The organism is Bradyrhizobium sp. USDA 4474, assembly GCF_054057515.1.
Genome location: NZ_JBSRZJ010000002.1, coordinates 6,280,117 through 6,302,972, shown reverse-complemented (window position 1 = coordinate 6,302,972; position 22,856 = coordinate 6,280,117). Strand labels below are relative to the sequence as shown.

Annotated in this window: 22 protein-coding genes; 7 read left to right on the top strand and 15 right to left on the bottom strand. The window is 63.9% G+C overall.

Features of this window, described 5'->3' with window-relative positions:
• Positions 1-20 precede the first annotated feature (20 nt).
• The 5 genes from ACVW16_RS31140 to ACVW16_RS31120 form a co-directional block, all read right to left on the bottom strand.
• Positions 21-239 (bottom strand): hypothetical protein, encoded by a 219-nt coding sequence (locus tag ACVW16_RS31140; protein ID WP_456702811.1) that lies wholly within the window; start codon positions 237-239, stop codon positions 21-23.
• Positions 240-425: 186 nt separating this feature from the next.
• On the bottom strand, positions 426-1,166 hold the full coding sequence (locus tag ACVW16_RS31135) for a Crp/Fnr family transcriptional regulator (RefSeq protein WP_456702810.1): 741 nt from the start codon (positions 1,164-1,166) through the stop codon (positions 426-428).
• Complete coding sequence (locus ACVW16_RS31130; protein ID WP_456734667.1) at positions 1,166-4,333, bottom strand: CheR family methyltransferase; 3,168 nt, start codon at positions 4,331-4,333, stop codon at positions 1,166-1,168. The genes ACVW16_RS31135 and ACVW16_RS31130 overlap by 1 nt, the downstream gene beginning before the upstream one ends.
• 127 nt (positions 4,334-4,460) lie before the next feature.
• Complete coding sequence (locus ACVW16_RS31125) at positions 4,461-4,742, bottom strand: hypothetical protein (protein WP_456702808.1); 282 nt, start codon at positions 4,740-4,742, stop codon at positions 4,461-4,463.
• Positions 4,743-4,751: 9 nt separating this feature from the next.
• Positions 4,752-5,759, bottom strand: coding sequence for a chemotaxis protein CheB (locus ACVW16_RS31120; protein WP_456702807.1), 1,008 nt, complete (start codon positions 5,757-5,759; stop codon positions 4,752-4,754).
• 85 nt (positions 5,760-5,844) lie between these two features.
• Between ACVW16_RS31120 and ACVW16_RS31115 the strand changes: the two genes are divergently transcribed.
• Together ACVW16_RS31115 and ACVW16_RS31110 are read left to right on the top strand one after the other, a co-directional pair.
• Positions 5,845-6,249, top strand: a complete 405-nt coding sequence (locus ACVW16_RS31115) for a response regulator (protein ID WP_456702806.1) — start codon at positions 5,845-5,847, stop codon at positions 6,247-6,249.
• A 518-nt stretch (positions 6,250-6,767) separates the two neighbouring features.
• On the top strand, positions 6,768-7,502 hold the full coding sequence (locus tag ACVW16_RS31110) for an SCO family protein (RefSeq protein ID WP_456734666.1): 735 nt from the start codon (positions 6,768-6,770) through the stop codon (positions 7,500-7,502).
• Here ACVW16_RS31110 and ACVW16_RS31105 read toward each other — a convergent pair.
• Genes ACVW16_RS31105 through ACVW16_RS31080 form a run of 6 tightly spaced genes read right to left on the bottom strand, consistent with a single transcriptional unit; the run spans position 7,444 to position 14,490 of the window.
• Complete coding sequence (locus ACVW16_RS31105) at positions 7,444-8,553, bottom strand: hypothetical protein (RefSeq protein WP_456702804.1); 1,110 nt, start codon at positions 8,551-8,553, stop codon at positions 7,444-7,446. The two genes, ACVW16_RS31110 and ACVW16_RS31105, sit on opposite strands and share 59 nt — an antisense overlap.
• A complete protein-coding gene (locus ACVW16_RS31100) occupies positions 8,550-9,080 on the bottom strand; it encodes a c-type cytochrome (RefSeq protein ID WP_456734665.1) in 531 nt (176 codons plus the stop codon). The genes ACVW16_RS31105 and ACVW16_RS31100 overlap by 4 nt, the downstream gene beginning before the upstream one ends.
• On the bottom strand, positions 9,077-9,607 hold the full coding sequence (locus tag ACVW16_RS31095; protein ID WP_456702802.1) for a DUF3341 domain-containing protein: 531 nt from the start codon (positions 9,605-9,607) through the stop codon (positions 9,077-9,079). Before ACVW16_RS31095 ends, ACVW16_RS31100 begins: the two co-directional genes overlap by 4 nt.
• On the bottom strand, positions 9,600-10,955 hold the full coding sequence (nrfD, locus tag ACVW16_RS31090) for an NrfD/PsrC family molybdoenzyme membrane anchor subunit (protein ID WP_456734664.1): 1,356 nt from the start codon (positions 10,953-10,955) through the stop codon (positions 9,600-9,602). The genes ACVW16_RS31095 and nrfD overlap by 8 nt, the downstream gene beginning before the upstream one ends.
• Positions 10,952-13,837: a TAT-variant-translocated molybdopterin oxidoreductase gene (locus ACVW16_RS31085; protein ID WP_456734663.1), complete on the bottom strand. Its 2,886-nt coding sequence runs from the start codon at positions 13,835-13,837 to the stop codon at positions 10,952-10,954. The genes nrfD and ACVW16_RS31085 overlap by 4 nt, the downstream gene beginning before the upstream one ends.
• On the bottom strand, positions 13,834-14,490 hold the full coding sequence (locus tag ACVW16_RS31080; RefSeq protein ID WP_456738143.1) for a cytochrome c3 family protein: 657 nt from the start codon (positions 14,488-14,490) through the stop codon (positions 13,834-13,836). Before ACVW16_RS31080 ends, ACVW16_RS31085 begins: the two co-directional genes overlap by 4 nt.
• A gap of 119 nt (positions 14,491-14,609) precedes the next feature.
• On the opposite strand from ACVW16_RS31080, the gene ACVW16_RS31075 reads away from it, so the two are divergent.
• The 5 genes from ACVW16_RS31075 to ACVW16_RS31055 are packed head-to-tail and all read left to right on the top strand — an operon-like array spanning position 14,610 to position 18,441.
• The gene (locus tag ACVW16_RS31075; protein WP_456702799.1) at positions 14,610-14,963 is read left to right on the top strand and encodes a hypothetical protein; all 354 of its coding nucleotides are present in this window, start codon (positions 14,610-14,612) and stop codon (positions 14,961-14,963) included.
• A 23-nt stretch (positions 14,964-14,986) separates the two neighbouring features.
• Positions 14,987-15,928, top strand: a complete 942-nt coding sequence (locus ACVW16_RS31070; protein WP_456734662.1) for a cytochrome c oxidase subunit II — start codon at positions 14,987-14,989, stop codon at positions 15,926-15,928.
• Positions 15,925-17,532: a cytochrome c oxidase subunit I gene (ctaD, locus tag ACVW16_RS31065; RefSeq protein ID WP_456702797.1), complete on the top strand. Its 1,608-nt coding sequence runs from the start codon at positions 15,925-15,927 to the stop codon at positions 17,530-17,532. The genes ACVW16_RS31070 and ctaD overlap by 4 nt, the downstream gene beginning before the upstream one ends.
• Entirely contained in the window at positions 17,525-18,169 is a 645-nt protein-coding gene (locus ACVW16_RS31060; protein WP_456734661.1) for a cytochrome c oxidase subunit 3, read from the top strand. Before ctaD ends, ACVW16_RS31060 begins: the two co-directional genes overlap by 8 nt.
• Positions 18,166-18,441 (top strand): cytochrome C oxidase subunit IV family protein, encoded by a 276-nt coding sequence (locus ACVW16_RS31055; protein WP_456734660.1) that lies wholly within the window; start codon positions 18,166-18,168, stop codon positions 18,439-18,441. The genes ACVW16_RS31060 and ACVW16_RS31055 overlap by 4 nt, the downstream gene beginning before the upstream one ends.
• A gap of 3 nt (positions 18,442-18,444) precedes the next feature.
• On the opposite strand, the gene ACVW16_RS31050 is transcribed toward ACVW16_RS31055, so the two are convergent.
• From ACVW16_RS31050 to ACVW16_RS31035, 4 genes are all read right to left on the bottom strand, one after another.
• Positions 18,445-19,674, bottom strand: coding sequence for a c-type cytochrome (locus tag ACVW16_RS31050; RefSeq protein WP_456702794.1), 1,230 nt, complete (start codon positions 19,672-19,674; stop codon positions 18,445-18,447).
• Entirely contained in the window at positions 19,667-21,445 is a 1,779-nt protein-coding gene (locus tag ACVW16_RS31045; RefSeq protein ID WP_456734659.1) for a GMC family oxidoreductase, read from the bottom strand. Before ACVW16_RS31045 ends, ACVW16_RS31050 begins: the two co-directional genes overlap by 8 nt.
• A gap of 9 nt (positions 21,446-21,454) precedes the next feature.
• Complete coding sequence (locus tag ACVW16_RS31040) at positions 21,455-22,180, bottom strand: gluconate 2-dehydrogenase subunit 3 family protein (RefSeq protein ID WP_456802542.1); 726 nt, start codon at positions 22,178-22,180, stop codon at positions 21,455-21,457.
• 200 nt (positions 22,181-22,380) lie between these two features.
• On the bottom strand, positions 22,381-22,815 hold the full coding sequence (locus tag ACVW16_RS31035; RefSeq protein ID WP_456734657.1) for a PPC domain-containing DNA-binding protein: 435 nt from the start codon (positions 22,813-22,815) through the stop codon (positions 22,381-22,383).
• Between the last annotated feature and the right edge of the window lie 41 nt (positions 22,816-22,856).

The following is a 22,856-nucleotide window of genomic DNA, read 5'->3' as shown; positions in this document are numbered from 1 at the left end:
CGAATTGCCGCGCGCGGTTCCTAAGCGTCCAAAGGTGCCTCTTGCCGGGCGATCTCCTGGGGACGATCGAACTGGGCGATGCGGCTGTCGAGCCGCCATAGCTCGATGCGGTGGACGAGGACGAGCGCGGCTGCTTCGCGCTTGGCTTGCTCGTCGTCACCGCAGACAAGATTGATGCAGCCGAACACATGCCCGTCCGGATCAATTTGAAAGGCGCGATAGTGTTTGACGCTCCGCATCATCATTCTCCCCATCTGGAGGTCAGGCGCCCGGGCTGATGTGACGTCAGTCGAAAGGCCCCGGACCGATGCAGCTTCGGGTGCGGCCGCGGGTTCCCGCATTTCCATAGGTTAACGCCGCGTGAATTTACGCGGTGCTGAAGGCCTCGGCGAATGTGGCGAGTGGAAAACGCTTCTCGATCAGCTTCACCGGTAGAGCTGCAAATAGCCCGGTGAAAACAGCGCCGCGCTCTTGAGTGCATCCAGATCCGGAATCGTCAGAGTCCGCTCCCGCAGCGTGATCAGCCCGGACGCCCTCAGTTCCTGGATGGTGCGATTGAGGTGGACGACGGAAAGCCCGGTTGCGTCGGCCAGATCCATCTGGGTTATCGGGAAGCTGCACGAAGTACCGTCGACCAGTCCGACCGGGCGAAGCCGCTCGTAGATTTCGCAGAACAGATGGGCGACCTTCTCCAGTGCGACACGACGTCCGAGATTGATCGCCCACTCGCGCTGGATCGCATTGTTCAATATCGTCTCGCACATGAAGGCTTCGGCAAGCGTTCGCTCGTTCGCTATGAGCTTCTCGAAACGCGCGCGTTTGATCTCGGCGTAAGAAACCGCCGTGGCCGTGGTGATCGAATGGTCGATCGTCGGCAGCAGATAAGCATGGGCGTCGCAGGTCTCGCCGGGCAAGATGAAGTTGACGATCTGCCGCCGGCCGTCCTCGAGCGTCTTGTGGCGGAACAGCCAGCCCGAGAGCACGACCCGGACGCTGTCGACCGGATCGCCTTCGGCAACCAGATCCTCGCCCGGCCCCGCCCGAAACAGACCTTCGAGAATGGCGTGCTCGAGCGCCGCGACCGCTTCCTCGGACAGGGGCCGCAACACATTGAGGCGGCGGATCACCGCATGTGCAAGACCTCCATCGGTGCCGTGGGAGCGCATCAGCCGTCCATCGAAGGCGTGTGAAAGGTTCTCTTGGTCAGTGGAATCGCGATCTGGCAGTGAAGCCCCGCCCCGTTGAAGGACATGGTCGTGTGCCCCTTCAGGTCGAACGCCAAAGTGCGCTCCAGAAGCTCCGAACCAAAACCCTTGCGTGCCGGCTGCGCCACGGCCGGCCCACCCCGCTCGCGCCAGTCGAACAACAGTTGCGGCGGGGTCGACGCTTCGTCGATGCGCCAGGAAATTTCCAGGCGTCCCGAGGGTTGGCCCAGCGCACCATATTTGAGCGCATTGGTGGCCAGTTCGTGGATGGCAAGTGCAAAGGTCTCCGCCGCCTTGGGCTGGAAACGGACCGCCGGCCCGGACACGCGCATCTGTTCGCCCTCGCGCGCGTTATACGCGAGAAGCTCCTCGACAACGAGATATTCCAGATCGACGCCGCCCTCGGGATCGCGCGTCACCAGCGCCTGCGTCCGCGCAAAGGCGTTCAGCCGGCCGTCGAGATGTGCTGAATATTCCTCGACGGTCGAGCTCGTCTCTGCGGAACGGCGCGCGATCGACCTGACAACGCCGAGCGTGTTGCGCACGCGATGCTGAAGCTCGGCGAGCAGAAGGCGCTGCCGCTCTTCCGCGCGCGTGATCGCCGTGACGTCGATGAAGGTGATGACCACGCCGGCAATGAAATTGTCGATGCTGCGATAGGGCAGAATGCGGACGATATACCGCGTGCCGCTGTCCGGCGCAGTCAGCTCGCGCTCGGCGCTGGCCAGCGTGCGCAGCACGCGACGCACGTCATCGTAGAGCTCCTCGATCGGAATGCGCGCCTTGATGTGCGCGATGGGGCGGCCGGTATCGGTCTCCACCAGATGCAGGATCTGGGTGATCGCGGGCGTGAAGTTCATCACGCGCAGATCGTTGTCCAGGAAGACAGTCGCGATCTGCGTGCTTTCCAGAAAATTCTTCAAGTCGCTGGTGGCGCGGGTCAGCTCCTGAACACGGTGGGCCAGCTCGCCATTGACTGTAGTCAGCTCCTCGTTGACCGATTGCAATTCCTCGCGCGAGGTCTCGAGTTCCTCATTGGCGGATTGCAGCTCTTCGTTGAGCGACTGGTATTCCTCGTTCGAGGATTTCAGTTCCTCGTTGGTGCTCTCGAGCTCCTCGATCGTTGCCTGGAGACGTTCACGGGTTGCCCGCAAATCGCTCTCGAGCCGCTCGACATGCTCGGTTCGCACCAGGCTGCCGGCATTGCCATCGCTTGCTTCCAGGCCGCGCGGCGGACCGTCCTTGAACAGCACGACGAAGTTTCGGTGACCGCCGGCGCCGTCCTGGATCGGCTCGACCGTGATGTCGACGAGCACTCTATGGCCGTTGACGCCAAGCTGGATCTGCTCGGCATGAGCGGGTTCGTTGGTCTCGGCGGCGCGGCTCAGCGTCGTCCGCAATTCCAGCCGGAGGTCGCGATGCACGAGTTGAAGCAGATCGAGCGAGGCGGCGCCCGCCGTCGGCTCGATATAGCGCCCCGTGCGGCCGGAAAAGTGCAGGATCTGGAAATTGTCGTCCGTGATCACATAGGCCGGCGCATAGCGCTCGGCGATCCGCTGCGCACGGCGCTCCAGCCCGACGTCGGGACCGAAGGAGCGGATCGGCGGCACCTCGACCGGAGCGCGACCCGCCGCGGTCGAAATCGGAAACTCGGGCGGCAGCCGCGTACCGGTCTCGAGCTTCCTGAAGATGCGGGCGCGACGATCGACCGGCGCGAACAGCTTCGGATGTCGCGTCACGTTTTCGGAATTGCCGAGGAACAAGTAGCGGTCCGGCAGCAACGCAAAATGAAACAGCGGGATGACCCGGTTCTGAAGCTCTGCGTTCAGATAGATGAGCAAGTTGCGGCAGGAGACCAGATCGAGCTTCGAGAACGGCGCGTCCTTGATCACGTTGTGCTGGGAGAAGATGCACATCTCCCTGAGTTCCTTGACCACGCAATAGGTATCGCCCTCGCGGACGAACCAGCGCGCCAGGCGCTCGGGGGTCATGTCCTGTTCGATATTGGTGCGGTAGCGTCCGACACGTGCGGTCGCAAGCGCCCTTCCGTCGATATCGGTGGCGAAAATCTGGACCTGCGGAGCAGAGTCCAGCGTCGCCATATGCTCCCGCAACAGGATGCCGATCGAATAGGCTTCCTCGCCGGTGGCGCAGCCGAGCACCCAGACACGGACCTGCTGCCCGATTCCCTTGTTCTCGAAGATCTTCGGAATAATCTGCGTCTCGAGCACCTCGAATTCGCGCTTGTCGCGAAAGAACTCGGTGACGCCGATCAGAAGATCGTTGAAGAGGTTCTGCGCCTCGTCCTTGTCGTTGCGCAGGAAATCGACATAGGAGGTGATCTCATCGATCTGCACCACCTGCATGCGGCGCTGAACGCGGCGCAGAAACGTGTTCTGCTTGTAGCCGTGGAAATCGTTGCCGGTCTTGTTGCGCAGGATGTCGGCGATGCGTGACAGCGAGCTCGCGGCGGCCGCCAGCACCTCGTCGAAACCCTGCTTCTCCTCCAGGCGCCGCAGATGGCGCGCGTAGACCTGGATATGCTCGGGAATGTCCTCAGGCGACAGCACATAGTCGGCGATGGCTGCAGGGTTGCTGCTGTCGGCCAGATGCTTGAAATCCTCGTCGGCGCCCTTTTCCGCGATTGCCAGGCCGCCGTGATCCTTCAGGGTGGCTGCGCCCAACGTGCCGTCGCCGTCGGTTCCGCTGAGCAGCACCCCGATGGATTGCTCGGCGCGCTCCTCCGCCAGCGACACGAGGAAGCTGTCGATGGTGGCCCGTTCGCCCGGCCCCTGCTCCGCCTTCCGCACCGCGAGGCGGCCACCGTGGATGGTGGTGATCATGGCCATGGGGCTGAGATAGATCGTCCCGCCTTCGAGCGTCATCCCGTCGGTGATATTGGAGAGTTGGGCTCCCTCGGCACGCTGGATGACGGCATGCAGCCGCTGGTCGGAGAGCGCCTCACGATTCTGAAGCACCAGCACGATGGCCTGGTCGTCGCCCAGCGTCAGCTTTCCGAAGAAGCGCTCGATGCTGTCGATTGCGCCGGCCGACGCACCCACGCCAATGATCAATGGGGCCTTGACCTGACGCTCCCCGTCTCCCGGCGCTTTGCCGACTTCATCCATATCAGACGCTACTTTCGCTCTCCGGGATCGCGGATCCCAAGCTCATGGAATAGCAGAATTTCAAGGTATCCCAACAGCTGAATGGCGGGAATTGCTTGCCATATTCGACGACGCAATCCGGCCCCGATCAACCGGCCGTGGGCGCCAGGGAATCGACCTCGCGCTGGAGGTAGTTGACCCGCTGGACGATCAAGGTGCGGTGCCGCTCCCATTCCAACAAGGTTTGCTTGAGCAGATCAACCAGCCTTTCGGCCTGCCGTGTGTCATGCCCGCCGGCCCGGAGCTCGCGCACCAGATCCTCCTGGCTGCGAATCCGCAACCAACCTTCGTCGATGTCGCCATCCGCCTTGACAAGAAGGCGCTGCTCAACGTGGAGCTGCTCCGTCCGCTCGGCAAGGGAGGTGGCCATGGTGATGCCTCAGGTCGCTCGCGGGCGGATCGCCGGGTCGAATGAGTGTAGCACGACCCGCCGGATCATGTCGGCATATTCGCGATATTCGGCGGCGCGCGCATCGTACATCTCGGCGACTGCGGCGCGGCCGCTGCGCCGCCCATCGTCCGCCATGCGCTGCACCAGCTCAGCACGCTCCTCGATGATCCGCAGCGCCACCCGCAAGGCTTCATCGACCTGTCCCTCCTGCTCCTTGGCGAGCGCGTCGGCGGTATAGGCATGGCCGACCTGGCAGCGAAACCGCATCGGGTGGCCGCCCTTCACGGCGGACAGCACCCCACCGCAACTGGGACAGGTCAGCGCCGCGGGGTCGGCGATCTTGGTGAGGCTTCCGGCTCCGATCCTTTCACCGGCCGCGATCTCGACCTCCAGGCGGATGTCGGGAGCCACCGGGAGCGCACTACCCGGCTCCTCCCGGGCAAGATCAGACAGCACGTCGCCGAGCTTTGCAGCGGGGACACAGAGATCGGGGATCGTTGCCTCCAGGGCGCGCTGCGGCATTTCGGGCGAGATCGCATCGGCGGGATCCTGGACCAAGGCCATCCCGCCGCAGCGCTTGATGGCATGGAGCCCGGCAACGCCGTCCGACAGCAAGCCGCTCAGCACGATTCCGATCACGCGGGGACCGTGGTGCACCGCCGCGGAGCGGAACAGGGCGTCGATCGCCGGACGGACCATGTTCTCGCGCGGACCGCGTCCGAGCTGGAGGTGATCTCCTGATAGCAAGAGGTGGTGGTCGGGTGCGGCCAGATAGATATGGCCGCGCTCGAAGGTCATCCCGTCGACGGCCTGATGCACCGGCAGCCTCCCGGCCGCAGCGGCAACCGTGGACAGGATGCCGATGCCCTGGGCTGGAATGTGCAGGACGATGAAGATCGCCGCCGGCAAGTCGAGCGGCAACGCCGCCAGAATTTGCTTCAGGGGTGCGGTGGCGCCGGCGGAGCCACCGATTACAATGATGTCACGGTTGCTCATCGGGAACCCGCCATCGCATGCTTCGTTTGCACCAAGGCGGCCCTTCGCCGTATGTTCCAATGGTCTTTCATGCGCTGGAGGAAACATGTTGGCATCCGCAACCTTGTTCCGCGAGCGCGCGCCCCTCTCGGGACGCCGTATTCTCGTCGTGGAGGACGAATACTTCCTGGCCGATGACATCAGTCGGGCGTTTCGATCGTTCGGCGCCGAAGTCGCCGGACCGGTCGGCGAGCTGGAGGATGCGCTGCGCATCCTCCATGATGGCTCGATCGTCGATGGTGCGGTGCTCGACGTGAACATTCGCGACGAAATGGCCTTTCCCATCGCGCAGGAGCTCCGGGCGCGTCACGTACCCTTCGTGTTCACGACGGGCTATGACAAGGTCAGCATTGCACCTGAATTCCACGATGTCTTGCTCTGGGAAAAGCCTGTTGATGTTGCGGCGATGATCCGCGGGCTCGGCGCATTGATCAGCTCCCGGCAGATGTGACGCGCATCGTCGAGGCCAACCGGTCTGGCCTAGAGCAGCCTGCTCCAGGTCAGCCACGCGGCGACCGCGATGCAGATGAATACCGCAAGATATGGCAGGGTGATGCGCAACGCCGAGGCCGCCCTGCCCGCTAGCTTAACGTCATCCATATGATTGCCCCGAGCATAATGAGAAAGCCCGTAATCGCCGTCCCGACGAAAATTTTTTCGACGCGATCCATCGTCATTCACCCCAGGGTCCCGCCGGGATTTTGACGGGTCTCTCTGCTTCATGCATTAGGTTATGTGAATCCGGCAGCCCTATTGTAGCTGCCGGTGGCCGCCCAGGAACCAAGCTCTCGGGTGAGCATTGCCCGACGCGGATAGCTGCAAGCCGTTTCTGGTCACCCGCCTCACCCGCACCGATCGCCCGGGATGCACACATTGCCCGCCCAATGCTCTGATGATGTGCCCGGAAGACGAGCCCGTGCGCGGGCCCCTGGATGGATCGTCGCGCTCGTCGCATGGATCGCGATGCCCGTGGCGACCCAAGCCCTCACCGCCCCGCAGCTCGAGCAGGCCGTCCTCGCGCGTCCCACGAATGCGCAACTGCCTTTGCAGATCCAGATGAACGACATCAACGATCGCCGCGCACCGCTGCAGGATTGGCTTGGCGGCGTCCCCACCGTCTGGATCCTGGCCGACTACACCTGCGAAACGCTGTGCGGGCCGGCCATCTCGATCGTCTCGAACGCGCTGGCCGATACGGGCTTGAGCGCCGGCAAGGACTTCCGGTTGATCGTGACCGGCTTCGATGCCAAGGACACGGCCGCCCAGGCGTTGACGATGAAGAATGCGCAGCTCAGCCCAAGGGGCGGGCTCGCCGAGCACAGCGCGTTTTTGCGCGCGGCAGCGCCTGAGATCGGCGCTCTCACCGGCGCGTTCGGCGTGCAGCCCGTCTATGATCGCGAGCATGACCAATATGCCCACCCCGCCGCGGCCTTCGTGGTGACGCCGGACGGGCGGATTTCGCGCGCGCTCTCGGCTCTCGCGGTCGATGCCACCAGCCTGCGTCTTGCCCTGGTCGAAGCGGGCCAGGGGCATGTCGGCGGATGGACCGACCAGATCCATCTGCTCTGCTATGGCTTCGATCCCGCGAGCGGCACCTATACGCTCGCGGCGCGGCGGCTGCTGATCGCGACGTCGTCACTCAGTGTCATCGTCCTTGCCCTGCTGATCGGCCTGCTGCTGCGGCGCGAGCACGCCACCAGATAGCGCCCAAAGGCTCTGGTTCTGCAGACCGCGCGAGATCAGCGTCGAACGCCAGCCAAAACACCGCGCCGAGGAACAGCGTTGCCGCAATCAACATCGCGCCGGTGACCGTCAGGGACAGGCCGTGAATGGCCGGCAGGATCAGAATTGCGGCTTCGAGCCAGCGCATGGCGAGCGTCAACCCGCACAGCGCCAGCAGCCAATGCGGGTCCGACCGCACCCGGCTGCTGAGCATCGCGCAGAACGGGAAGACGAATTGCCCGAATGAGAGCGCCGCCAGGACGAACTGCCACCCGTGCTGGGATCGCACCAGATACCAGGTGACCTCCTTGGGAATGTTGCCCGACCAGATCACGATGTACTGCATGGCATGGAGGTAGCACCACAGCAGCAGCACCGAGAGCAGAAGTCCGCTGTAGCCGCGGCTCGGGCCGATCTGTTGCGTCGACAACAAGCCGGCGGCGATCACGAAGGCCGTTCCGTTCACCAGCAGGAAGCTGAGTACGATGAGGCCGTAGATCGACGAGTGAAATTCCGGTTGCAGCGATTCGAACCAGTCGACCCCGGCAAACGACACGGTGAGAGTCCATGCGATCGCTCCAACGGAGGCGGCGCGGACCATGGCCTCGTCATGGCGCCAGGCGCGCCGGAGCCAATGGGCGAGCGCAATCCAGATCAGGAAATAGAGCACCGTCCGCAGCACGAAGAACCACGGCACGAACCAGTGCGCCTTGAACGGCGGCAATGAGGATCCATCCGCGATGGCGGGATAGATCTCCTTCATGAAGAGCAGGACCGGAATGAACGTCAGCGCGGCGACAGGCAGGATGCCTGATGTCGCGACGAAGACCGGATGCAGCGTCTCGGTCCAGCGCCGCCGCACCAGATAGCTGGTCATGAAGACAATAAGTGCGCCGATCGGAATGGCACCCCAGGCGCTCCAGGCGACGAGATAGGCTGAAGCGGTCGACCTGGCATCGATCACAAATCCCGCGATCAGGACCAGGCCCGACACCACGGCCACCACGCTTCTTGGGCTGCTGGACATTCTCATGGCCGGCTCTCCAGCCTGGCGCGCTCGTCCGCCGGCACGTCGTCGAGCGAGGCGTGACGGCTGAGCTGAAGCGCGCGGATATAGGCGACGATCGCCCAGCGATCCGCCGGCGGTACGCGGGCCGCATAGGAGTACATCGCGCCATGGCCTTTGGTGATGACGTCGAAGAAATATTGGTCTTCCGCGTTACGCAGCCGGTCGTCGTGATAGCTCGTCGGCCGCGGCATGCCGCGCTGGACGACGATGCCGTTTCCGTCACCGCCGGCGCCATGGCAGGGCTGGCAAAATATGCCGAAGCGCTCGCGTCCCCGCGCGAGCAGCGCGGCCGAAAGCGCAGGCCTGGTATGAGCCGCCTTCTCCCGGTCCAGATCGTCGCGAGCGACGGTGTTCGCCGGCGGCGGCCGCAGCACGCCGCCGCGAAACAGCGGCGCGCGCGAATATTCGCTGTAGCGCGGCTGCTCGTCCATGTTCTGATCACAGGCGGCGAGCAGACCGGCAAGCGCAACGATGACCAGAAGCCTGCTCATTCCGGCACCAGCTCCACCGACAGCGCGCCGGTCCCGCTGAGAAACGCCAACGTCTCGCCCGCCTCGAACCTCGCATCGTCAGCGCCGACGCAAAGGAAGAAGCGGTCCTTGCTGGCACGGTGAAACCTTTCGCCGTTGAACACGGGATAGCTGAGCCGCGGCAGCCCGTTCTGCCACAGCATCCCGACCAGCATGGCGAGCGCCGAGAACAGAATGGTGAGCTCGAAAGTCACGACCGCAAAGGCCGATATCGGATAGATCGGCCGTCCCCCGACATTGAGCGGGTAGTCGTAATTCGTGAAGAACTGCATGGCGAGCGCGGTGGTTGCGCCGGCGATCGCTCCGCCAAGTCCGACGAAGGAGATCGTCGGCCGCGGAAATCGCAGGATGCGGTCCAGGCCCTCGACCGGAAACGGCGTGAAGGCGTCGAGGCTGCGGTAGCCGGCTTCCCGCGCTTTCCGCGTCGCCGCCAGCAGGTCGTCCGGAGTCCTGAACTCGGCCAATGCGCCATAGAGCCCCTTAGCCATGCTGCTGCTCCTCCTTCTCCTCGTGGAGAAGCTCCTTGCTCTCGAAGATCGAGATCATGGGAACGAGCCTGATGGCGATGAGGAACGGCACCAGGAAAAGGCCGATCGTGCCGAAATAAGTCGACCAGTCCCAGAAGCTCGGCGTGAAATGGCTCCATGACGAAACCAGGAAATCGCGATAGAGGCTGGTGACCAGGATCATGTAGCGCTCGAGCCACATTCCGACCACGACCGACGCCGAGATCAGCAGCAGCATCCACCCGCTCCGCCGCACGTTGCGCAGCCACAGCGCCTGGAGCGGGATGAAGTTGAGGACGACCGCGCCCCAATAGGTCCAGGCATAGGCGCCGGCAAAGCGGTCGGCCAGCGTTTGCAGCTCGTGCGGCTCACCGGAATAGAGCGCGTCGAACACCTCGAAGACGTAGCCGTAGCCGGTCATCAGGCCGGTCGCGAGCAGGACCATTCCGAGCAGATCGAGATGGTCGTCGGTCACGAGATTCTTCAGCCCGAACCACGAGCGCAACGACACCGCGATGATGGAGACGACGGCGAAGCCCGAGAAAGCCGCGCCGAGGACAAAGTAAGGCGGGAAGATCGTCGAGTGCCAGCCCGGGATCTGCCCCGCGGCAAACAGCAGCGAGACCTCGCTGTGAACCGACACGACAAGCGGCACCGCAAGTCCCGCCGTCAGCCGATAGGTCTGCTGCCAGCGCTGCCAGTGCCTCGCCGAGCCGCGCCATCCGAGCGCGATGATGCCGAAAAAGATCTGCCAGCCGCGCCGCGTTGCGCGGTCGCGGGCGGCGGCGAGATCAGGGATCAGGCCGGTGTACCAGAAGGCCAGCGAGACCGTCAGGTAGGTCAGCACCGCCCAGATGTCCCATTCCAGCGGGCTGCGGAATTGCGGCCACACGCCCATCGTCGCCGGATAGGGAAACATCCAGTAGACATACCAGGGCCGGCCGAGATGCAGGATCGGGTAGATGCCGGCGCAGACCACGGCGAACAGCGTCATGGTCTCGGCGAAACGGTTGAGCGAGTTGCGCCATTCGCTGCCCGTCAGCAGCAGCAGCGCCGAGATCAGCGTGCCGGCATGGCCGATGCCGAGCCACCAGACGTAGTTGTGGATGGCGAAGGCCCAGTTGACGGGAATGTTGATGCCCCAGATCCCGACGCCGCGGGTGAACAGCTCGACCACCGAGACCATCAGCAACAGCAGCAGCGCGCTTGCGACCGACATCGCTATCATCCAGCGCCGGTCCGCCGGAAAATGCAGGGGAATGCCGGTGAGCTGATCGGTGATGCCGCCGATGCTCTGGCGCGTCGGCAGGATGTCGGATTGCTCGCTCATCCCTGCCTCGATTCCGTCTCATCGTCGCGCCAGCGCGCCAGATAGGTCGTGCGCGGCCTCGTTCCCAGCTCTTCGAGCAGCACGTAGTGGCGACCGTCGCGCTTCAGCCGCGACACTTCCGAATTCGGGTCGTTGATGTCGCCGAACACGATCGCCTTGGTGGGACACGCCTGCTGGCAGGCGGTGACCACCTCGCCGTCGCGTATGGGGCGGTTCTCCTTGTCGGCGGCGACATGGGCCGCCTCGATGCGCTGGGTGCAATAGGTGCATTTCTCCATGACGCCGCGCGCGCGCACGGTCACGTCCGGATTGTGGGCAGCATGCTCGGGTGAATCGGCGGGCGAGCGATAGTCGTAGAAATTGAAGCGCCGCACCTTGTAGGGACAATAGCTCGAGCAGGTCCGCGTGCCGATGCAGCGGTTATAGACCATCTGGTTGACGCCCTCGGAGTTGTGCGTCGTGGCGTGGACCGGGCAGCCCATCTCGCAAGGTGCGTCCTCGCAATGCATGCACGGAACCGGCTCGAAGAAGCTGTGGGGATCGCTGACATCGCCGGTGTAGTAGCGGGCGATCCGCAGCCAGTGCATCTCACGGCCGGCCCGGACCTGATCCGCGCCGACCACGGGCACGTTGTTCTCGGCCGTGCACGCCGTCACGCAGGCATTGCAGCCGATGCAGCTGTCGAGATCGATCACCATGCCCCAGGCGTTCTTCGACGACGGCCAGGGCGGATAAAGGCTGGCCTGCGCCGGCTTGGCCCGCTCGACCAGGCCCGGACTGATCTCGCGCGCGAGATCAAATCCCTCGAGCCGATGATGCAGCTGGGTCACCGCGAGTTCCTCGCGGGTCGCAAGCTTGCGCAGGCGCCCCTGCGCCAGCCACGCCGCAGCAGCGGGCCGCACCTGGTAGGCGTCGTATCCGAGATTGTCACCCACCCGTCCCGCCCGGGTCCGGCCGTAGCCGAGATAGAGCGCGACCGTGTTGTCGGCCTGGCCCGGCATGATCCAGAGCGGCCCCTCGACATGACGCTCGCCGACGGTGACCTCGACATGATCGCCGTTGGCGGCCGCGAGGCGTTTCGCAAGCGCAGGACTCACCGCGATCACGTTGCTCCAGGTCACCGTCGTCAGCGTCTTCGGAAGCTCCTGAAGCCAGCCGACATTGGCGAACTGGCCGTCCCAGACCGTGGGGTCCGGCTGAAACACGATGTCGAGCTCCCCGGTCGTCTTTGGGGGCGCGGGCGCATCGCTCGCAGGCGACGCGGTGATGAACTGGGCCGCACCAGCGACGAAACCATCATGCAGCGCCTGCTTCCATCGCGTCTCGAATGCGTCGCCGAAGCTCGGCTGCCAGGTTTGGCGGATTGCGGCATCCGGCGTCTCGTCAACCTCGCCAAGCAGCTTCGCCAGAACGTAATGCACGGATCTGACGTCGTAGAATGGCGAGATCACCGGCTGGAGGATCGTCGCCGTGCCGTCCACGGCGCGCGCATCACTCCAGCACTCCAACGGATGCGCAAGAGGCAGCTGCCATTCGCAGAGCGCAGCCGTCTCGTCCCGGTGCAGGCCAAGATGAATCGAGGAGCGAACATGCTTGATGGCGTCGCCGACATTGAGCTCACCGGGCGCGTTGTAGACGGGATTGCAATCGAGCACGAGGAGAGAGGTGACGCGCTCCGCTTGGATGTCGGAGACGAGTTCGGCCAGCGTTCCCGCGTCGGCCGGGCCCGCGATCGGCGCGGTCAGCTTCAGCCTCTCGCCGGCATTGCCGAGCTGCTGGTTGATCCGCGCAACCCAGAGCGCCGCGGCCGCGCCGCCGCTCAAGCCCGAGACGAACAGCGAGCGCGCCGAATGGTCCTTGCAAGCCGCCACGACGCGCGCGATCCAGCCGGCTTCCGCGCCGGAGAGATCCGGCTTCGATGCGCCGGCAATACCGAGCGCACTGGCCAGCGCTTCGGCGAGAACAGGCATCCGCCTGGCGTCAGCGATCAGCCGCTGACCGGCCATCGCCCCGGTCGCCGTCGGCACGCTCTCGGCCACGAACAGCCGATTGCCCGGCCGGTCGCTGGATCGCCGGCGCGCCTGCGACCAGCCCAACGCGTGACGGACCTGATCGGGCCCGGGCCCCAGAAAGTCATCGTCGAGGCCGACGACGACGTCGCACTCGCCGAGCACATAGTGCAGGTCGAGTGCCTGACCATAAACCGCGGCGGTGATCTGTCGCCTCGCCTCATGCCCCGTAGCGGCATGTGTGTGGACGCGCGCTTTCGGAAACTGCGCCCGGAACGCATCGATCTGCCGCAGCAAAGTCGGCGAGGTCGTGGGTCCGAGCAACAACCTGACGCCGTCACCCTGACCGGCGCGCCAGTTTTCGCGCATTACGCCCATGGCGGACTCGACATCGGCCCAGCTCACCGCTTCGCCATGGCGGGTGGGTGCAGCCGTGCGGTCGGGATCATAGAGCTGCAACACAGCGCTCTGCATGAAGATGTCGCTGCGGCCCTGCGTTGCCGGATGCCCCGGATTGCCGTCGAGCTTGGTCGGACGCCCGGCATGGGCCGTGGCGATGACAGGTTGCGCGTAGCCATCGAGCAGCACGGCCGTCGCGTAGTAGCGCGGCAGGCCGATCGTCTCGCTCGGCGGCTGGTCGACATAGGGCAGCGCTGCAATGAACGAGCTCTTCTCGCAACCGGTCAGCCCCGCCAGCGCGAAGGAAGCGCCCATCAGCTTGAGGAATTCGCGGCGCGCGGTCCTGGAGAATTCGTGGACAACAGGGTATTCCGCCTCGATGAAGGCCTGAAACCGCGGATCATCCGACAGCTCCTCGATGCCTGCCCACACGCGCGGCCCGTCCGCCGGTCGATGATCAATGCTGCGCTTCATCGGTGGCACACGTAACAATGCGTGAGCTCACCGACGCGAATGCCTTCATGAGCGGCGATGGTCTCGCCCTCCTTGCGCACATTCGCGGCCGGCGTCCACGCCATGTCGGTGATGTGATCCGGCGGACGCAGATGCGGCGCCGGATCACGGTGGCAATCGATGCAGAACTGCATCGTGAAGGGCTTTGCGCGATAGGTCAGCGCCATCCGGTCGATACGGCCATGGCAGCTTTCGCAGCCAACGCCCTTGGCGATATGGATGTCGTGGCGGAAGAACACGTAGTCAGGAAGCTTCGCGACGCGTGTCCACCGGATCGGCGTGTTGTCGGCGAGGCTCTTCCGCACCGGTTCCAGCATCGACGCGTTGGTCCATATCTGGGAGTGACATGTCATGCAGGTCTCGGTCGGTGGAAGGCCGGCTTGCGGCCCGGACTCGACATTGCTGTGGCAATAGCGGCAGTCGATGCCGAGTTCGCCGGCATGATGGCGATGGCTGAACGGCACCGGCTGATGCGGACGGATATCGGTCTCGGTCATGTACGCCGAATGCGCGAAGCCGACGGCGGCCACGATGCTGCCGCCGGCGAGCGACAGGCCGCCGATCAGGAACAGGCGTAACCACGTGTCCGCCACAGGGGAGAATATTTGCACCATCCTCGCTGCGACCCCGATGGCGAGCTGTCGGCTCATCAATCGAGCCCTCGCACATTGGTTCCTAAGTAGGAACGCAATTCCCCTCGCAGCATTGTCACCCGTCAATCGAGGGCGGCAGCATGTCGGACAGCAAACGCTTCGACTACGAGCGGTCGGACGTCGGACTCCGCCTCGTCGGCTGGCTGGCGGCAGGTCTTGCGACTTTCGTCGCAGTCACGCCGCTCGTGCTGCCGATGATGTTTCCGCTATCCACAAAACCCATCACGCCCGCGAGTCGTCCGGCCTTGAGCTCCGACGCGCCGCCCCTCGACGAGGCGCCTCGGGCGACGCTGCAGGCGATGCGCGATGGGCAAGCGAAGATCGAGCGCGGTTACGGCTGGACCGACAAAACCCGGGGCGAAGTCCGCATTCCGATCGACCGCGCGATCGACATTCTCCTGCGCAGGGGACTGCCGGGGTGGCCGTCTCCATGAGTGCGCTCCGAAGGTCCCGCTAGATGTGGCGCCAATGGATTCCGTTCTGGCAACCCGGGCTCTCGCCGCACAGCGGCGACGTCGATCTGCTGTTCACTGGCCTGTTGATTGCGAGCGCACTGGTCGTCGGCCTGCTGTTCTTTCTGCTGACGCTATTTTGCGCGCGCTATCGCGCGGGCAACCGGACCGACAGGAACCATCGCGTCAAAAAGAGCTGGCATTGGGAGGTGAGCTGGACCGCCGCCTCGTTCGTCTGCTTCCTCGGCCTCTTCGTTTGGGGAGCCAGCGTTTTTTTCCAGATTTATCGTACGCAGAGCGACGAGCACGACGTGTTCGTCGTGGCGAAACAGTGGATGTGGAAGACGCAGCATCCTGGTGGCCAGGCGGAGATCGACGCGCTGCATATCCCGGTGAAGCGCCCTATCCGCCTGGTGATGGCGTCGCAGGACGTCATTCACAGCTTCTACATCCCCGCCCTTCGTCTCAAGCATGATGTCGTTCCCGGCCGCTACCAGGACCTCGAGATCGAGATCGACAAGCCCGGCCACTATCACCTGTTCTGCGCCGAATATTGCGGCACCGACCACTCCGGCATGATCGGCGAGGTCGTGGCGATGGAGCCGGCCGATTTCTCCAACTGGCTGACGCAGCAAGCGCCGTCGAGCCCGCTCGCAAGCGAGGGCGGCCAGCTCTTCCGCGAGCTTGGCTGCAGCGGCTGCCACGGCGGCGGCGGCACAGTCCGCGCGCCCCCGCTCGAAGGCGTCTACGGCAAGCCGGTGCCGCTCTCTGACGGCACCACCGTGATCGCGGATGATAAATACATCCGGGACTCCATCCTGATGCCGCGCAGCCAGGTGGTCGCAAGCTATCAACCTGTAATGCCCTCGTTCGAGGGCAAGGTCAGCGAAGATCAGCTTTTGCGGCTCGTGATCTACATCAAATCGCTCGCAGGACACCCATCATGAGCGACCCAAACTATCTCACCGCCGATTTCACGCTGCGCTCGTGGTTCCTGACGACGGACCACAAGCGGATCGCGATCCTCTATTTCGCGAGCCTGATCGTCTTTTTCTTCATCGGCGGCGCGGCTGCGACCGTGATCCGGATCGAGCTTGCGACGCCCCAGGCCGATCTCGTCAGCTCCGACGTCTACAACCGCCTCTTCACCATGCATGGCATCATCATGGTGTGGTTCTTCCTGATCCCGTCGATTCCCAACACGCTCGGCAATTTCATTGTCCCGTTGATGATCGGCGCGCGCGATCTCGCCTTTCCCCGGCTCAATCTGATGAGCTGGTACATCTTCATGCTCGGCGGCTGCACCACGCTGTTCGCGATCTTCGCCGGCGGCGTCGATACCGGCTGGACCTTCTACACGCCGTTCTCCACGCTCTATTCCAACAGCTACGTGATCGTCGCGGCTGCGGGCGTCTTCATCGCGGGCTTCTCGTCGATCCTGACCGGCCTCAATTTCATCGTCACCATCCATCGCCTGCGCGCACCTGGGCTGACCTGGTACCGGTTGCCGCTGTTCCTGTGGTCGCTCTATGCGACGTCGGTCATCCTGGTGCTGGCCACGCCGGTGCTCGCGATCACGCTGCTGCTGATGGCGACGGAACGCTTTTTCGGCGTCGGCATCTTCGATCCCAGGATCGGCGGCGACCCGCTGCTGTTCCAGCATCTGTTCTGGTTCTACTCGCATCCCGCTGTCTACATCATGATCCTGCCGGGCATGGGGGTGATCAACGAACTGATCTCGTGCTTCTCCCGCAAGCAGGTGTTCGGCTACAAGTTCGTGGCCTGGTGCAGCCTCGCCATCGCCGCGGTCGGCTTCCTGGTGTGGGGCCACCACATGTTCGTCAGCGGCCAGTCGCTGGTTGCGAGCCTCGTGTTCTCCTTCATGAGCTTCATCGTCGCGGTGCCCTCGGCCATCAAGGTCTTCAACTGGACCGCGACCCTGCACAAAGGCTCGATCCATTTCGACGCGCCCATGCTCTATGCGCTCGGGTTCATCGGTCTGTTCACGGTCGGTGGTCTCACCGGCCTGTTCCTGGCTTGCCTCGCCTACGACGTGCACGCGACCGACACCTACTTTGTGGTCGCGCATTTCCACTACATCATGGTCGGCGGCATGGTGACGGCCTATTTCGGCGGCTTGCACTATTGGTGGCCGAAGATTACCGGCCGGCTCTACTCGGAATATTGGGCGCGAACCGCCGCGGTCCTGATCTTCTTCGGCTTCAATCTGACGTTCTTCCCGCAGTTCATCCTCGGCGCGGAGGGCATGCCGCGGCGCTACCACGTCTATCCCCCGGAGTTCCAGGTCTGGAACGTGCTGTCATCCGGAGGCGCCACAATCCTGGCCGTCGCCTATCTGATGCCGCTGTTCTACCTCGGCTACTCCGCATTCTTTGGCAAACGCGCGCCGGCAAACCCCTGGGACGCGCCCGGCCTGGAATGGCAAACCTCCTCGCCGCCCCCCGAACACAACTTTACGACGCAGCCCGTGGTCACACGCGACCCGTATCAATACAACGAGGCCTTCCAGGCGGAGCCGCAGAATGCGTGATAGCTCCGCCGTTGCTCCGCAATACGCTTCGATACCTCACCGCGATCACGCGGCCGAACTCGGCATGTGGGTGTTCATCGCAACCGAAGTTCTTCTGTTCGGCGGGCTGATCCTCGCCTATTTCGTCTACCGGCACGCATTGCCGCAAGGTTTCGCCGAGGGCGGCCGGCACACCGAGATCGTGATCGGAACGGCCAACACGGCCGTCCTGCTGACATCGAGCTTTCTCGTGGCATGGGCCGTTGAGATCTTCTCGCCTGCCACAGCAAGGATCGTCACATGGCTGCTCATTGGCGCTGCCTGCCTTGGACTGATCTTCATCGTGCTCAAGGGGATCGAGTACAGCAAGGAATATGACGAGCATCTCGTCCCCGGGATCGACTTCGTCTTCGCCGGACCGCTGGCCAATGGCGTCCAGCTGTTCTTCATCTTCTACTTCATCGCGACGGCTATCCACGCCCTGCATATGCTGATCGGGATCTGCCTGTTGATCACGCTTGCAACCCTTTGCCGGAAGGCGCCGACGACGCGTCACCACACGGCCCTGCACAGCGCAGCGCTGTACTGGCATTTCGTCGACGTGGTCTGGATCTTCCTGTTCGCGCTGATCTACCTGCCGGGAAGGTCGACACCATGACCGACTGGCGACCACCGCTTGCCCTGATCGGAGCCTGGCTTGGTTTGCTCGCGTTGCTGGCGCTGACGATCACGTTCGCCTACGTGCCGCTCGGAGCGGGCAATGCCGTCGTGGCCCTCACGATCGCTACCATCAAGGCAGGTCTCGTCGCAACCATCTTCATGGAGCTGTGGCATCGGCGCGGCCTCACGCTCGTCTTTGCCGGCGCCGGACTGTTCTGGCTGGGGATACTTCTCTACCTTGGTTCAATGGATTTCCTGACCCGGACCTGACGGTCAGTTCGTCCTCGCATCGAGCGCCGTCCGCTCCTTCTTCGCCTCGGCCTCGCTGACCGGCGGCGCCTTGCCCCAATGGTTGCGGACATAGGTCGCGACCGCCGCGACCTGCGCGTCATTCAATTGCCAGCCGAAGGCAGGCATGGCGGGACCTGTCGGCTCCTTGTCTGTCGCCACGCTCTGTGCGCCCTGCAGGATCACGCGCAGCACCGTTGTCGGATCTCCCGTGTTGACGGTCGCGGCGAGGTTGAGGTTCGGAATGAGATTGGGAACGCCAGACCCGTCCGATTTGTGGCAGGCCGAGCAGAGGTCCTGATAGATCGCGCCGCCGGCGGACATCACATGGGCATCGGCCGAGCTGTCCGCCGCAGGCTTCGGTCCCGATACATCCTTCAGATAGGTGGCCATCGCCTTGGTGTCGTCGTCGCTGAGCCGGGACGTCGAGAGCTCGACCACTTCGCCCATCAAGCCGGCTGCGGCCGCAAAGCGGTTGTGCCCGGTCTTGAGATATTGCGCGAGATCGTCGATCGACCAATCGGCAAGCGGACCCTGCCCGCTGGTGATGTCAGGCGCGACCCATCCCTGCAGCGTGTAACCCTGGAGCCGCTTGCCGGATTTGTCGCCGCCCAAAGCCGTCTTCGGCGTATGACAGGCGCCGCAATGGCCGGGGCCTTCGACGAGATAAGCGCCGCGATTCCACTGCTTCGACTTGTCCGCCCGCTCCCAGAACTCGCCCGGCGTGAAATACAGCTTGTCCCACACCATCATCGCCATCCGCTGGTTCAGCGGGAACGGCAGCTGGTTGACGGTGACGGGATTGTGGACTGGCTCGAACGTCGCGAGGTAGGCGCGGATGTCCTTGACGTCCTCCCGTGTCATGCGCGCGAAATAGGGATATGGCATGGCCGGGTACAGCCGCTTGCCGTCGCGGCGCATTCCCTTCCGCACGGCCGCGTCGAACTCCTCGTCGCTCCACGCGCCGATCCCGGTCTCCCGATCAGGCGTGATATTGGGGGCGACCAGCACGCCGAACGGCGTTTCGATGGGACGGCCGCCGCTCAGAGGATGGTCGCTGCCCGGGACCGTATGGCAGCTCCCGCAATCGCCGGCGGCGGCCAGATAACGTCCGCGCTCGACGGCGGCAAAGTCCTGCAAGCCCGCACTCGTGGCCTGACCGACGCCGGCAGCAAGCGTCAGCGTCACCAAGGCGAGTTGCGCAGCTCTACGCATTAATCAGCTGCCCCGGGTTCTTGAGATATTTGGAGCGGATCGCATCGGCCGCCCAATAGGCGAGCGCCGCGACCGTTCCGGTCGGATTGTAGCCGGCGTTTTGCGGGAACGCGCTCGCGCCTGTCACGAACAGGTTCGGCACGTCCCAGCTCTGGAGGTAGCGGTTGAGTGCGCTGGTGTTGGGATCCGTACCCATGATCGCTCCGCCACAAAGATGCGTCGTCTGGTATTTGGTGATGTCGTAGGGCGCCTTGCGGTATTCCTTGTGGACCTGCCTTGCGCCCATGGCTTGAAAGATCTCGGCGAACTTGTCCGTCAGGAATTTGTTCTGCTTGATCTCGTTATCGTGGAAATCCATCGTGATCCGCGCGAGCGGCCGGCTGAAGCGGTCCTTGTAGGTGGGGTCGAGATCGACATAGACGTCGCGGTAGCTGTACATGCTGCCGTGCACGCCGGTCCCCGGCTTGATCGCGCTCTGATAGTTTTCCTTGACGGCCTTCTTCCACTCGGCGCCCCACAGCGGCGTGCCCGGCGGCACGGGCGTGGTCTCGATCGGCCGACCGTTGGTCTGCACATTCCCCATGTAGCCGCCGCCGACGAAACCGTGTGGACCGTGATCGAAATTGTCGCCATTGAACTCGTCGATGCACATTCCGATCGCGCCGGAAGCGATGAACGGGTTGAAGACGAATTTTGCCGGATCGAAGAAGCTGACGACGTCAGAGATGGTCTGGTGAGTGAAATTGCGGCCGATCACGCCGGTATTGGCAGCGGGATCATAGGCCTTGCCGATGCCCGACAGCAGCAGCAGCTGCACGTTGAAGATCGTGTAGGCCGAGAGAACGACGAGATCAGCCGGCTGCTCCCATTCATCACCTGAGGCATCGACGAAGGTCACCCCGGTGGCCCGCTTGCCGGAGTGGTCGACGTTGACCCGCGTGACCTCGCTGTTGTCACGCGCCGTGAAGTTGGGTTTCCGCACCAGCGCCGGCAGCACCGTGGTCTGCGGCGAGGCCTTCGAGTAGTTGCCGCAGCCGAACCACTCGCAGAAGCCGCAATAGGTGCATGGCCCGAGGCGTACGCCGAGAGGATTTTGGTACGGCCGCGACATGTTGCCGGAGGGCTGCGGAAACGGCTTGTAGCCGAGTTCGCGCGCAGCCTTGCCGAACAGCGTATGGCCGAACGGCTGGTCCTGCGGCGGGTTGGGATAGGGGCGCGAGCGCGGCCCCTCGAACGGATTGCCACCCGCCATGATCTTGCCTTTGACGTTGCCGGCCTGGCCGGACGTGCCGCAGAGATATTCGAACCGGTCGTAGTGCGGCTCGAGCTCATCATAGGTCACGCCCCAATCCTGGATGGTCATGTCATCAGGCAGAAAACCGGCGCCATAGCGTTCGGTCAAATGCGTCTTCAGCACGAAGTCCGAGGGCAGGAAGCGCCATGTCTCCGCATTCCAGTGCACGCCGCCCCCGCCGACGCCGTTCGGCGGCATGAACGCCCCCCAGCTTCGGATCGGCAGCGCCGCCTCGCTCGTCTTGTTCCGGAAAGTGAAGGTCGTCTGGCTTGGGCTCAGGAACAGCTCATGACGAATGCGATAACGCAATTCGTCGGCCGCGTAGCCCGGCGGATAGTCGGTCGCCGTGTTGCGCCAGGGACCCCGCTCGATCGCGATCACGTCGAGCCCGGCATCGGCGAGCTCATAGGCCATGATCGAACCGGTCCATCCGAGCCCGATGATGACAACGTCCTTGCGCGGGAGCTTACGAGCCATGTGCGCCGCTCACGATTTTGCAGGGGTCCAGTCGGCCCGCCCGGCGATGCTGACGGGGGGATACGGGTAGCGCTCGTTGTGACGATTGACCCAGTCGCGATAATCGTAGCGGATGCCGGGAAAGCCGATCATCTTCCAGCCGACCATGTCGTTATTGCCGCCGTGGATCGGATCGGAAAAGAAACCTTCCGGGACGTCCTTCAGCAGAGCCGAGAAGAAGCCCTGAGCGTCGACCGTCTCGAAGTTGACCTCGCCCGACTCGATCTTGCGCAGCACGTCATCCTGCGCGGCGGCATCGAGCTCTGCGAAGGACTTGCCGCCCTGCGTTGACTTGCAATGCTTGTCGAGCGCGGCCAGCGCCTTGCGATAGAACTCGGCGTGGGTCAGCGCCGATTGGGAGCCTTGCTCCTTGGTGCCTTTGGTGTGAGGCGCAAGCGTGTAAAGCCCCTCGTTGGAGCCATACGGCCCCTTGAGCTGGCGATCGATGAAGACGGCGCAGCCCGCGATCTTGCCGCCGGGCGTCTCCGCATCGAGCGGAATGATGCGATCGACGATCGCTTCCATCGCGCGGGCTTCATCGAGAGTGAAGAACTGCCAAGGACCTAGCCGCACGATCTCCGGCGGCGAGTTGGGATGGGGCGACCATGGCACGTGATTGTGGATCACGGTCGCGCGCGTCAGGGACGTCGTGCCGACAAGCCAGGCCGCGAGTGCCAGAAATGTTCTGCGCTGCATGGGACATCCATCAGGCCCGTGCAGGCAACGTAAGCCGGATTTGGGTGTTCCTAATTGCCCGAGCGGGGCCGTACCTCATCCCCGGCGGCGAGCCCCCTGAACGGGATAGCCGGCCGGCACGACACGACCGCCCTCTTCGTCCGCCACCGGAACATCAGTGACAAGCCCGTCGATCAAGGCAGCCTCCCGGACCTTCCGGACTAGATGCTGATCAGCGCAATCCCAAGGTCCTGTCGCTTCTTGCGGCGGAGATGAACCACGGCCTCAGTGATCGTCACCTCCAGTGTCGGCTGCACCGATCCCGACAGCAGATGGCCTCCGCGCACAGTGCCGTCCTGCAAGCCGAGCACGGCGTGAAGGTGCACGCTGGCCTTGCCGTCATCGCCTTGAGCGACATCGCCCAGCAGGCTCAGCACCTCGCATTGCTCGCGGACCTCGATCGGCTTGTATGTCTTGGCCGCGAAATCGAACCAGCCGACTTCCGCCTGCGAGAACGCCCCGATCGCCGATATCGAGGCGCCCGTGATCTTCTCGCGTTCGGCGAATTCCGTGATCGATCTGAAGGCCTCCTCCCCTTGGTCCAGAATCAGGACAAAGGTTCGTTCCGCGCCGTCGTTGAACGTCTTCGATTTCATTTCCATCCCCGCTTCGTGACGTTGCGAACACGTTCCGGTCC